11 protein-coding genes, 1 tRNA gene and 1 pseudogene are annotated in these 11,037 nt (G+C 65.5%); 7 read left to right on the top strand and 6 right to left on the bottom strand.

All coding sequences use genetic code 11. From position 1 onward, the window contains the following. Together Q0982_RS10260 and pheT are read left to right on the top strand one after the other, a co-directional pair. Positions 1-466, top strand: a pseudogene (locus tag Q0982_RS10260) (phenylalanine--tRNA ligase subunit alpha); the annotation flags it as partial. A 4-nt stretch (positions 467-470) separates the two neighbouring features. Beyond that, on the top strand, positions 471-2,870 hold the full coding sequence (pheT, locus tag Q0982_RS10255) for a phenylalanine--tRNA ligase subunit beta (protein ID WP_299394981.1): 2,400 nt from the start codon (positions 471-473) through the stop codon (positions 2,868-2,870). Between the two features lie 139 nt (positions 2,871-3,009). Here the strand turns inward: pheT and Q0982_RS10250 are convergent, their stop codons facing one another. The 3 genes from Q0982_RS10250 to Q0982_RS10240 form a co-directional block, all read right to left on the bottom strand. After that, positions 3,010-3,189 carry a hypothetical protein gene (locus Q0982_RS10250; protein ID WP_299394980.1) on the bottom strand — a complete coding sequence of 60 codons (180 nt, stop codon included), beginning with the start codon at positions 3,187-3,189 and terminating at the stop codon, positions 3,010-3,012. A gap of 252 nt (positions 3,190-3,441) precedes the next feature. Beyond that, the gene (locus tag Q0982_RS10245; RefSeq protein WP_299394978.1) at positions 3,442-3,792 is read right to left on the bottom strand and encodes a hypothetical protein; all 351 of its coding nucleotides are present in this window, start codon (positions 3,790-3,792) and stop codon (positions 3,442-3,444) included. Positions 3,793-3,994: 202 nt separating this feature from the next. Further along, positions 3,995-4,249 carry a hypothetical protein gene (locus Q0982_RS10240; protein WP_299394977.1) on the bottom strand — a complete coding sequence of 85 codons (255 nt, stop codon included), beginning with the start codon at positions 4,247-4,249 and terminating at the stop codon, positions 3,995-3,997. A 333-nt stretch (positions 4,250-4,582) separates the two neighbouring features. On the opposite strand from Q0982_RS10240, the gene lepA reads away from it, so the two are divergent. Next, on the top strand, positions 4,583-6,385 hold the full coding sequence (gene lepA, locus Q0982_RS10235; protein WP_299394974.1) for a translation elongation factor 4: 1,803 nt from the start codon (positions 4,583-4,585) through the stop codon (positions 6,383-6,385). 96 nt (positions 6,386-6,481) lie between these two features. Here lepA and Q0982_RS10230 read toward each other — a convergent pair whose 3' ends face one another. Beyond that, complete coding sequence (locus tag Q0982_RS10230) at positions 6,482-6,826, bottom strand: hypothetical protein (protein WP_299394971.1); 345 nt, start codon at positions 6,824-6,826, stop codon at positions 6,482-6,484. A gap of 306 nt (positions 6,827-7,132) precedes the next feature. Here Q0982_RS10230 and Q0982_RS10225 point away from each other — a divergent pair. The 3 genes from Q0982_RS10225 (at position 7,133) to Q0982_RS10215 (ending at position 8,686) form a co-directional block, all read left to right on the top strand. Next, positions 7,133-7,222, top strand: a tRNA-Ser gene (locus Q0982_RS10225). Between the two features lie 114 nt (positions 7,223-7,336). Then, a complete protein-coding gene (locus Q0982_RS10220) occupies positions 7,337-7,579 on the top strand; it encodes a GIY-YIG nuclease family protein (protein WP_299394969.1) in 243 nt (80 codons plus the stop codon). Positions 7,580-7,741: 162 nt separating this feature from the next. Continuing rightward, positions 7,742-8,686: an alpha/beta hydrolase gene (locus Q0982_RS10215; protein ID WP_299394967.1), complete on the top strand. Its 945-nt coding sequence runs from the start codon at positions 7,742-7,744 to the stop codon at positions 8,684-8,686. Between the two features lie 111 nt (positions 8,687-8,797). On the opposite strand, the gene Q0982_RS10210 is transcribed toward Q0982_RS10215, so the two are convergent. Continuing rightward, a complete protein-coding gene (locus Q0982_RS10210; RefSeq protein WP_299394964.1) occupies positions 8,798-9,304 on the bottom strand; it encodes a MarR family winged helix-turn-helix transcriptional regulator in 507 nt (168 codons plus the stop codon). Between the two features lie 156 nt (positions 9,305-9,460). Here Q0982_RS10210 and Q0982_RS10205 point away from each other — a divergent pair, with 156 nt between their 5' ends. Next, positions 9,461-10,075, top strand: a complete 615-nt coding sequence (locus Q0982_RS10205) for a DUF3237 domain-containing protein (RefSeq protein ID WP_299394961.1) — start codon at positions 9,461-9,463, stop codon at positions 10,073-10,075. An 83-nt stretch (positions 10,076-10,158) separates the two neighbouring features. On the opposite strand, the gene Q0982_RS10200 is transcribed toward Q0982_RS10205, so the two are convergent. Next, positions 10,159-10,749 carry a hypothetical protein gene (locus Q0982_RS10200; protein ID WP_299394959.1) on the bottom strand — a complete coding sequence of 197 codons (591 nt, stop codon included), beginning with the start codon at positions 10,747-10,749 and terminating at the stop codon, positions 10,159-10,161. Between the last annotated feature and the right edge of the window lie 288 nt (positions 10,750-11,037).

The following is an 11,037-nucleotide window of genomic DNA, read 5'->3' as shown; positions in this document are numbered from 1 at the left end:
CCACGATGCCACCCACTCCCCGATGTTCCATCAGGTCGAGGGGCTGGTGATCGACAAGAAAACCCACATGGGCCACCTGAAGGGCACGCTGACGGCCTTCTGCCGTGCCTACTTCGGGGTCGACGACCTGCCGCTGCGCTTCCGGCCCAGCTATTTCCCCTTCACCGAGCCCTCGGCGGAGGTCGACATCGGCTGCAGCCGCGAGGGCGGCGAGCTGAAGATCGGCCCCGGCAAGGACTGGCTGGAGATCCTCGGCAGCGGCATGGTGCATCCCCAGGTGCTGGCCAACTGCGGCCTCGACCCGGAGGTCTACCAGGGCTTCGCCTTCGGCATGGGGATCGAACGCATCGCCATGTTGAAGTACGGCTTCCCGGACCTGCGCATTTTCTTCGAGACCGACCTGCGCTGGCTGAAGCACTACGGCTTCGTGCCGCTGGAGCCGCCCTCTCTGGTGCGGGGAGGCTGACGCGATGAAATTCACGCTGTCCTGGCTGAAGGACCATCTGGAGACCGAGGCCTCGCTGCAGGAGATCACCGACGCCCTGTCGATGATCGGCCTGGAGGTCGAGGGGGTCGACAACCCGGCCGAAGCGCTCTCCGCCTTCACCGTCGCCCGCGTCAAGGAGGCGCGCCAGCACCCCAATGCCGACCGCCTGCGGGTCTGCATCGTCGATACCGGCAGCGAAGAGGTGCAGGTGGTCTGCGGCGCGCCCAACGCGCGCACCGGCATGCTGGGCGTCTTCGCGCCGGTGGGAAGCTACATCCCCGGCACCGAGATCACCCTGAAGGCCGGGTCGATCCGCGGCGAGGCGTCCAACGGCATGCTGGTCTCCGAGCGGGAGATGGGCCTCTCCGACGAGCATGAGGGGATCATCGAACTGGAGCAGGAGGCGCCGCTCGGCACGCCCTTCGCCGAGGCCGCCGGCCTCGACGACCCGGTCATCGAGATTGCCATCACCCCCAACCGCGGCGACTGCCTGGGCGTGCGCGGGATCGCGCGGGACCTGGCCGCCGCCGGCCTCGGCACCCTGAAGCCGCTGGACACGGCGCCGCTGCCGGGCGGCTTCGACAGCCCGATCAAATGGCAGCGCGCCCTGCCCGAGGATCAGCAGCATCTCTGCCCCTTCGTTTCCGGCCGCTATTTCCGCGGCGTCAAGAACGGGCCGAGCCCAAAGTGGATGCAGGACCGCCTGCGCGCCATCGGCCTCAGGCCGATCTCCGCGCTGGTCGATATCACCAACTACGTGACCTACGACCTGAGCCGGCCGCTCCACGTCTTCGACGCCGACAAGGTAAAGGGCGACGTCACCATGCGCCTGGCCAAGCCGGGCAGTGAGATCCTGGCGCTGGACGGCAACACCTACCGCCTGGACGAAACCATGGTGGTGATCGAGGACGACGCCGGGCCTGAGGGCATCGGCGGCATCATGGGCGGCGAGGTCTCCGGCTGCACGGAGCAGACCACCAACGTGTTCCTGGAGGCCGCACTCTTCGACCCCATCCGGGTGGCGGAGACCGGCCGCAAGCTGGGCATCCATTCCGATGCCCGCTACCGTTTCGAGCGCGAGGTCGACCCGAACTTCGTGCTGCCGGGGGTGGAGGTGGCGACCCGCCTGATTCTGGAGCTCTGCGGCGGCGAGGCCAGCCACGTGGTGACCGCCGGCGACGTGCCGGCCTGGGACCGCAGCGTCGGCCTGCGGCCCGCCCGCATCGCCAGCCTCTGCGGCGTCGAGGTGGCGGCGGACCGTCAGGCGGAGATCCTGGAGCGCCTCGGCTTTGCCGTTCAGTCATCCGGCGAGCGGCTGGACGCCGCGGTCCCGTCCTGGCGGCCGGACATCGAAGGCGAGGCCTGCTTGGTGGAAGAGGTGCTGCGCATCCACGGCTACGACGCGATCCCCGAAGTCGATCTGCCGCGGGAGACCTATCTGCCGCAGGCGGCGCTCAGCCCCGGCCAGCGGCGCGTCGCTGCGGCGCGCACGGCGCTGGCCTGGCGGGAGATGTGGGAGGGGGTGACCTTTTCCTTTGTCTCCGCCAAGGAGGCGACGCTCTTCGGCGGCGGCGATGCGGCGCTGCATCTCGACAATCCGATCTCGGCGGACCTCGACGTCATGCGCCCGACCCCCCTGGCCAACCTGGCGAGTGCGGCCGCGCGCAATGCCGACCGGGGCTACGGCGATCTCGCGCTGTTCGAGGTGGGGCCGCAGTACCACGGCGACAGCCCGGAGGGGCAGGCGACGGTGGCCGCCGGCATCCGCGCCGGCGAACGCCGCCAGCGCAACTGGGCGGCGCCGGGGCGACCGGTCGATGCCTTCGATGCCAAGGGCGACGCCGAGGCGGTGCTGACGGCCTGCGCGGCGCCGGTGGCCAACCTTCAGGTCACCCGTGATGCGCCGGGCTGGTACCATCCCGGGCGCTCCGGCGTGCTGCGCCTGGGCCCCAATGTATTGGCCCAGTTCGGCGAGCTGCATCCGCGGGTGCTGAGGGCCCTCGACCTGAAGGGCCCGGCGGTGGCCTTCGAGGTCTTCCTCGACCGCATCCCGCTGCCCCGGTCGGGGCGCCAGAAGCCGTCGCTGCTGAAGCTCTCGGCCTTCCAGCCGGTGTCCCGCGACTTCGCCTTCGTGATCGACGAGGACGTGCCGGCGGAAAAGGTGCTGCGCGCCGCCCGCGGCGCCGACAAGGCGCTGGTCAGCGATGTGGTGCTGTTCGATGTCTATCGTGGCAAGGGGGTGGAGCCGGGCAAGAAGTCGCTTGCCATCGCGGTCACCCTGCAGCCGCAGCAGGCGACGCTGACCGATCAGGAGATCGAGGCGGTGGCGGCCAAGATCGTCAAACAGGTGACCGGTGCCACCGGCGGGGCCCTGCGCGGCTAGGGCCGCGGTCCCGCCCGGACGGATGGTCCCCGACTGATGGGTCCCCGACTGACGGTCCCCGACTGACGGTCCTCGGCCTTTGCCGCCGCCCCTGCATCCGTCGGATGCGCGGCCGGCGGCCCCGACTTAACGGCAAGCCCTAACGGTAAACGCTTGCTTCGGTATCGCTGGTGCGGGCCCAGAGTTCGTCGGCCCGACGCGCCTTCGCAACCAACTCCTTGGCGAGCTTGATGTTGCCCGCCGCTTCCGCACGCGCCGCCAAGGCCCAAGTCATGGCGGCGTACTCCCGTGCTTCCGCTTCGCTGATTCTCCGATCCATTGCCAGTGTGTCCCTGCCCATCCCGCAGAAAATGCGTACCCTGAGCGTCATCCGGCCATGGTTAACGAAAAGTTAAGATCCGTCGGACTGTGGTATTTGCGCACTGACAGTGGCAAAGATGCAACAGAACGGGGTGGGACCTGGCGGTCCTGAATCGCCTCCGGACTTCAGACTGTCCGGCAACAAAAAGCCCGGTCCCTTGCGGGACCGGGCTTCGTCATGACTTGAAGACAGCCGCTGGAGCTGCAGCGGTCAGGTGCTGTACCACTGCATACAGATACGCGGGCCTTGGTGGGCTTTGTTGCCCCGGGTGTTCTTCTTGATGGTCTTGTTGATGAAGGCCTCGAGCTCGCGGATGTGGTGCTCCGGCACGCCCAGGCGGATCAGCTTGGCGCGCGACTGGCGCGCGTTCTTGTTGTACGTCGCCGCGTCTTTCTTGCCGAGCGCTTCATAGGCCTTCACCATGCAATAGTTCTGCTGGTACCAGCGCGCCTCGTTGCGCGCCGCGGCGGGGGATGTCGACGTCGCAAGCAGCGCACCTGCAAGTGCTGCACAGGCTGCCAGCCGCAAACTGCCCCCCGTCATCGTAAAGATCTTGCCCATTAAATCTCTCCGCATCGTGCATCCTCAGATCCCTGAGGTTCCCCAATTCTTCCTGCCCGGCGTTGAGATTCGGTGAAGAATCGAGACAATGCCCCCTAATTCCCGAGTACTCTAGCAGTCTTGTCAGGGTCCTCAAAGATAGAAACCAAGTCCTAGGACGCCCAGTAAGAAGCTCCGGCAAGAAGCCGGGCGCAGATCTGCTCTAGTACTGGAAGAACCTTGGTTGGCCGGACCGGGGGGTCAAGACGCGGGTGGTGGAACTGGCCGGCGGCTGCCACTGCAGTTCGATCCCGCGATCGGCGAGAAAGGACTCGGCGGCCGCGCGGGCCTCGGCATGGGTGCGGGCGGTTCCCTGCTGGTAGCGGACGCCGTCCTGCTCGAAGGTAACGGTCCAGCGGAACAACGGCTCGCCGCGCTGGTAGGTGAAGGTCGAGGTTTCCCGCCAAGGTTCGATCAAAATATTGTGTCGCTTCAACATGCCCTCCATAGCCTCTCGCCTGGAGGGCTATCACAGCCTCTATCGCTCTGGGTGTGACGACTTCGCGTCAAATTCGCGTGTTTTGGTTTGTAGGCGTTTCGCCGGATCGACCCCTGATCGACCCTCGATCCGCTCCGGTAAGGGATGCGGCCAGGGATCCAGCCAGGGGGCCCGCCCGTTTGCACGGTGGCCCATCAAGCGTTGATCGAGGGGCCGCCGCGCCCTATCTTCCAGCCCGCCGGGGTTCCGAGCGCGCTGCGCAGCCCCTGGAATTCTGGACCTCGGAAGTGATTCTGTACCTTAGAAGACGCCATGACCGATCTTGCTCATATCCGGAACTTCGCGATCATCGCCCACATCGACCACGGCAAGTCGACCCTGGCCGACCGGCTGATCCAGCTCTGCGGGGCGCTCAGCGACCGCGAGATGAAGGAGCAGGTTCTCGACTCGATGGACCTGGAGCGCGAACGCGGCATCACCATCAAGGCGCAGACCGTGCGCCTCAGCTACAAGGCCGAGGACGGCGAAACCTATGAACTAAACCTCATCGACACCCCGGGCCATGTCGACTTCTCCTACGAGGTCAGCCGCTCGCTGGCGGCCTGCGAAGGCTCGCTGCTGCTGGTCGACGCCAGCCAGGGGGTGGAGGCGCAGACGCTGGCCAATGTCTATCTCGCCATCGACAACGACCACGAGATCGTGCCGGTCCTGAACAAGGTGGACCTGCCGGCGGCCGAGCCGGAGCGGGTGAAGGAGCAGATCGAAGAGGTCATCGGCATCGACGCCAGCGAGGCGCTGCCGATCTCCGCCAAGACCGGCGAGGGTGTGGGCGCCGTCCTCGAAGCGCTGGTGCGGCGCCTGCCGCCGCCCAAGGGCGATGCCGAGGCGCCCTTGAAGGCGCTGCTGGTGGATAGCTGGTACGACGCCTATCTGGGGGTGATCACCCTGGTCCGCGTGGTCGACGGCACCCTGAAGCCGGGCATGAAGATCCGCATGATGGGCAGCGGCGCCACCCACCTGGTGGACAAGGTCGGCGCCTTCACCCCGAAGATGACGACGCTGACCGGCCTGGGGCCGGGAGAGATCGGCTTCCTCACCGCCAGCATCAAGTCGGTGGCCGACACCAACGTGGGCGACACCATCACCGAGGAAAAGCGCCTGGCTGCCGCGCCGCTTCCCGGCTTCCAGCCCTCGGTACCGGTGGTCTTCTGCGGGCTCTTTCCGGTCGATGCGGCGGACTACGAAACCCTGCGCGATTCGCTGGCGAAGCTGGCGCTCAACGACTCCTCCTTCCAGTTCGAGGCGGAAACCTCGGCGGCGCTGGGCTTCGGCTTCCGCTGCGGCTTCCTGGGGCTTCTGCACCTGGAAATCGTCCAGGAGCGTCTGGAGCGCGAGTTCGATCTCGACCTCATCACCACCGCCCCCTCGGTGGTCTACAAGATCCACATGACCAACGGCGATCTGGTCGAACTGCACAATCCGGCCGATATGCCCGATGTGGTGAAGATCGACTGCATCGAGGAGCCCTGGATCAAGGCGACCATCCTGGTGCCGGACGACTACCTCGGCCCCATCCTCAAGCTCTGCGAGGAGCGGCGCGGCGAGCAGATCGACCTCACCTACGCCGGCAGCCGCGCGATGCTGGTCTATCACCTGCCGCTGAACGAGGTGGTCTTCGACTTCTACGACCGCCTGAAGTCGGTGTCCCGCGGCTATGCCAGCTTCGACTACCAGATCGAAGGCTACCGCGAGAGCGACCTAGTGAAGGTCTCCATCCTGGTGAACCAGGAGCCGGTGGACTCCCTGGCGATGATCGTGCACCGCAGCCAGGCCGAGCCGCGCGGGCGCGTGCTCTGCGAGCGCCTCAAGGGCCTGATCCCGCGCCAGCTCTTCAAGATCGCCATCCAGGCCGCCATCGGCGGCAAGGTCATCGCGCGCGAGACCATCTCGGCCCTGCGCAAGGACGTCACCGCCAAGTGCTATGGCGGTGACGTTTCCAGAAAGCGCAAGCTGCTGGAGAAGCAGAAGGCCGGCAAGAAACGCATGCGCCAGGTGGGCAACGTGGAAATCCCACAGTCCGCCTTCCTCGCCGCCCTCAAGATGGGTGACGGCTAGGGGCCCGGCGCTTTGGTCAGCCTGGCGCTTTGGTCAGCCTGGGGCTTGGGTCAGCCTGGCGCTTGGGTCAGCCTGGATCTCAGCCGGGCCTGTGGCTCAGCGCCGCCCGCGGGAGGAGAAGCGCCGCGGCTGGCGCTCGCCGCGCCAGCGCCGGAAGGCCAGCACCAGGACTGCGCCGATCACCAGGAAGACTGCCCAGGCCCACCAGCCCAGGAGGGGCGCGAAAACGTTGTCCCAGAGGCTGACGGAGATGCTGCGCTCGATGCCCGCCTGCAGGGTGTTGAGGCTGAAGCCGCCGAGGGCCTGATCGATCTCGTACCAGCGCTGGCCAAGGGGCGCGAAGCGCCAGTCACCGGAACTCACAGAGGAAACGCCGTCCCAGCCCAGCAGCACCAGTGCACCGAACAGAAAAAACCAGCCGAGAATACGGCCAACGATCATGAGTCCCCCTCAAGTACTTCCCGCCACGCCCGCTTTTCTTGCTGTGGTCTTGCGCTGGCCGGGGCGCAACCGGGATCGCGACAGGGCGGATATTAGCAGCCCGCGATGCCTGCGGCCAACCGGCGGCCGGGTTTTTTTGGCCGCTGCCGGGCCCGGGGGAAGTCAGGGTTTCGGTTGGGCCGGGGCTACGCTAAGGATTGCATCCGCCCCCGCCCTCGGCTACGGTCCCGCCGCCGGAGCGCTGGCAGGCAATACGCCGCCGCCGGCATGGTGCGCCCAGCATTGCGTACCCGGTTCCGAGCGCAAGGAGAGGTGGCCGAGTGGCTTAAGGCGCACGCCTGGAACGCGTGTGGGTGGGAAACCGCCTCGTGGGTTCGAATCCCACCCTCTCCGCCAGCCTTCGCTCTTCGAGCTTCGGCTGGCTTACGCCAGGAAGCCTGCAGAAGCGAGATTAGAGCGAGGCTGCCCTCCGAAGCCTTGGCGTAGGAGGGCTTCTTCGGGAAGTTCGCTATGTTCTACGTCTACCTTATTCGCAGTAAAGCGCACCCCGGACAGCGCTACGTCGGCTTCACAACCAATCTCAAGGCACGCATAGCCACGCACAACGCCGGCGGATCAGTCCATACGGCCAAGTTCAAACCTTGGACACTGGTTGCCTACCACGCGTTTGCTGATAAACGCAAAGCGCAGGAATTTGAGCATTACCTGAAGACCGGCTCGGGAAAAGCCTTCGCGAACAAGCGCTTCTGGTAGTATCGCGCAGGCGTCGAATCGAATCCCACCCTCTCCGCCGGCCTTCGCTCTTCGAGCTTCGGCTGGCTTACGCCAGGAAGCCTGCAGAAGCGAGATGAGAGCGAGGCTGCCCTCCGAAGCCTTGGCGCTGGAGGGCTTCTTCCAGAACTGAGGCAGGAATCGATGATGCATCTTAGACTGATCAATCCGAAGTCCGCGCGTGTCTTGGCTTTCCTGTTTGCCGCTTCGGCCTGGACGGCCGGCCAAAGCGCCGCCAAGGAAATCGCGGACACAACGGCGCGGGCTGACGGGTCCCGGATCCACTGGGCCCTTTCAAACGTTGCCCCAGACCGTCCCAACCGGGTTGTCCTGATTGCTCAAGGATCGGGCTGCTCACCCGCGCGGTCGAGCCCCTCCGTCGTGATGCTGGCGGAGATCCTTTCGGACCACGCCGTTCTCACCGTCGAGAAGCCAGGTGTCGCGCCGGCGGATGCGCCGGCGGACGGCATCGAGGGTTGTTCGGATACCTACCTGGAAAATCACACGGTCAGTCAGCGTGTGGCCGATGTCATGATGGTTCTCGGGGACCTCAGGGAGAGGCGCCTCTTCGACGGCGACCTCGTTCTCTTCGGCGGCTCCGAGGGGGGCGCCGTCGTATCGGTCCTTGCTCACCGGGCCGCAGAGGCCGACGCCGTTGTTGTGCTCTCCACCGGAACCGGGCTCACCATGGCGGAGTTCCTTCCGCTGGTCGCGCCACCGCCTGCGATGGAGCAGATGCGCACTGCGTTCGATGGAATTCGGAGCGATCCAAACGCCACGGGAGTGCTGGGCGGTGTCTCCTACGATTGGTGGCGGGATGTTCTCGATCGACGGTTCTCAGATGATCTGCTGAAGGCGGGCATTCCGGTGCTTCTCATACACGGCGCGCGGGACAGGTCGGCACCTGTCGAGGCCGCACGTGCGACGCGCGATGCCTTTGTTGCTGCGGGCCAGGAGCACCGCCTCACCTATTGGGAGTTCGAAACCCGGGATCACGCCATGGTCGATCCGCAGGGCCGCTCGCACATGGGTGAAGTGCTGACACAAGTGCGCCGCTGGATCGATAAGCGGCTGCCGCCGCCGCGCTGACGGGCAAAGGTTTGGACTCGAACCAGACTTTCTCTGCAGCGTGAGCGTCTGATGAGGTTGCGATCCGCCGCTCCGCAAGGACCGCAATCGGTCCGAACACAAAACTGAGCTTCAGGTCTTCGCCTGCGCGTCGGCTGGGATCGGGCAGTTGCTGCAGACGCGATTGTCGCAGAGGCGGCAGAGCGTGCGGCGTTCCATGTCTGTCGTCTCCATCGAAGACAGCATCTTGTGAAGGAGCGTCGAGAGGGTCTTCTGCTCCGCGCCGGTCAACGGTGCCAACAGCGGCCGGATGGCAGCAAGGCGCCCCTTCAGCAGTTCCTCACGAAGGACTCTGCCCCGCCTGCTGAGGTGGAGCGCGATCGCCCGTTTGTCTCGTCCTTCGCGACGCTCGACGAGGCCATCGGCAACAAGGCGGTCAACGAGGCGCACTGTGCCTGGGTGAGAAAGGCCAAGAATACGACGTAACTGATCGTTTGACGGGCCCGAACCATATCCGATGACAACCAGCGCCGCGGGGGTCTCGCCGGCGTGGTTGAGGATGTCGCGTGCCGTATCCTTGAGGCGATCGGCGACAGCAAGCCCGACAGCACCGAGCAGATTGGCAGTACGGTCACTCATCCTTCCGAGGATATGTGCGGCACGCACGGATTTCAACTTGACAATATGTGCGTAGCGCACATTATTGGTGCCGTGGCTTTGGGGTGGCCTCCTGGCGTCGCCGCAACTCGGCCGGCACCTCCTCGAAACGAGCGCGACCCGGGTGGAGGGCAATATATGCCAGACACGATCCGCAGAAGTATGCTTGTCGGCGCGGGCCTTTATGCAGCAACTGCGGTTGTTGGGCGTGGCAAGGCGCATACCCTGGACCCGAGTGCCGGCGGTCTGACACTCAGCGCCACCGGTTGGGATGCGAACAGCCCGCCCGCGTTGGAGTTCTTGTTCGAAGCGCGAGTCCAGCTTCACCTTCCGCCGCTGAATTCGGGTCCGACCCCTGAAGGGACGCGTCTCATCTTTCGCGTGAAGGGCGGCACCTTCGAAGGGCCCCACCTGCGCGGGCGTGTTGTGCCGGACGCAGGTGCGGACTGGGTACGCATCCGGTCAGATGGGACGGGCGTCCTTGATGTGCGATTCTCCCTGGAAACACACGACTACGCGCTGATTTATGTTCACTGGCAAGGAAGGTTCTGGTCGGCGCCGGAAGATGCCGAGTATGCGGCCGACCTCGAAAAGCCGGACGACCCGGCAGGCGCATGGCGCTACTACTTCCGCGCAGCGCCGCAATTCGAGACCGGTGATCCCCGTTACGCGTGGCTCAACAACGTCATCGCCGTGACCAAGTCGCGAACGGGCGATGGCGGCCCGATCCACCGCGTCTTCGCCGTGAAATGATCTGTGGCGCGGGTCGTGATCGGCGCGCCCGGGATGATGGGTCACGGACCGAAGCCCTGACCGAAAAGCCGCGCAGAGGACCGTTACACGGTCAGGGTCACCACCCACTTATGCTTGCCGATCTTCCGTGATCGCTCGAAGCCGAGACGCTCGAAGGTCGAGAGCGCCCCGTTGAACAGGAATGCCGGCGAAGCCTTCCGGCCTTCGATGTCTTCCGGGTATCCTTCGATGCGCCCGCCGCCCAGCTTCCTGATCTGCTCGATCGCACCGTAAAGCGCGGCGGACGCCACGCCGGCGCGGCGATGGCCCTTGCCGGAAAAGAAGCAGGTGATCCGCCAGTCGGGCAGTATCGGATCGGTCTCCAGATAGGCACGCTGGTTATGAATGCGTGGGAGCTCGTCCGGTGATCCGAACTGGCACCAGCCAACGCAGTCCTCACCATGGAAGACCAGCGCGGCATGCGCCCGTCCTTCTCGAACACGGCATTCCTTCGCTTTGCGCTTTCCCGCCGGAGAGTCGTCGGGGCTTTCGTCCTTACCGTGATACCACATGCACCAGCAGCCGCCCCAGACACCGTTATTCGCCTCGGCCAGGCGCGCGAAGTCCGGCCAGGTGTCCGCATCGAGGGCTTTGGTTTCATAATCTGTCATGGGTTTCCCGGCATCGGCGGCCATTATGTGCGCTGCGCACATATCGTCAAGCTGAAACCACGTGCCGTACAATGTGACGGCCTTGTCGAGCGTCACCGCGGAGGCGACAGGCAAGGCCATCGGGACGTCCGGGAGTGCAGATTTGGGCTTGAACGAGACGCCACGCTGCGGTCGCAGGACGCTTCTTCAAATCCGGCCTTCCTTCATGCTGCAGTATCCGCCGAGGCGGGCTCAAAGCGGTCGTAAGCTGCAAGCTGCTCGGACGGCCCACGGTATCCGTATGCCAGCGAAGTACGCTCGCACAGGGATCTC

This window comes from Pelagibius sp., assembly GCF_028281305.1.
Taxonomy (GTDB): domain Bacteria; phylum Pseudomonadota; class Alphaproteobacteria; order Kiloniellales; family Kiloniellaceae; genus Pelagibius.
Note: the sequence above shows the minus strand (reverse complement) of the source record. Positions and strands in the feature narration are given on the sequence as shown.

Bases quoted from the DNA above. Each gene is read 5' to 3' on its own strand.
- Q0982_RS10250 (WP_299394980.1), bottom strand. From the start codon at position 3,189: ATGGATCGGAGAATCAGCGAAGCGGAAGCACGGGAGTACGCCGCCATG.
- pheT (WP_299394981.1), top strand. From the start codon at position 471: ATGAAATTCACGCTGTCCTGGCTGAAGGACCATCTGGAGACCGAGGCC.
- Q0982_RS10245 (WP_299394978.1), bottom strand. From the start codon at position 3,792: ATGGGCAAGATCTTTACGATGACGGGGGGCAGTTTGCGGCTGGCAGCC.
- Q0982_RS10215 (WP_299394967.1), top strand. From the start codon at position 7,742: ATGATGCATCTTAGACTGATCAATCCGAAGTCCGCGCGTGTCTTGGCT.
- Q0982_RS10220 (WP_299394969.1), top strand. From the start codon at position 7,337: ATGTTCTACGTCTACCTTATTCGCAGTAAAGCGCACCCCGGACAGCGC.
- Q0982_RS10200 (WP_299394959.1), bottom strand. From the start codon at position 10,749: ATGGCCGCCGATGCCGGGAAACCCATGACAGATTATGAAACCAAAGCC.
- Q0982_RS10230 (WP_299394971.1), bottom strand. From the start codon at position 6,826: ATGATCGTTGGCCGTATTCTCGGCTGGTTTTTTCTGTTCGGTGCACTG.
- lepA (WP_299394974.1), top strand. From the start codon at position 4,583: ATGACCGATCTTGCTCATATCCGGAACTTCGCGATCATCGCCCACATC.
- Q0982_RS10205 (WP_299394961.1), top strand. From the start codon at position 9,461: ATGCCAGACACGATCCGCAGAAGTATGCTTGTCGGCGCGGGCCTTTAT.
- Q0982_RS10210 (WP_299394964.1), bottom strand. From the start codon at position 9,304: ATGAGTGACCGTACTGCCAATCTGCTCGGTGCTGTCGGGCTTGCTGTC.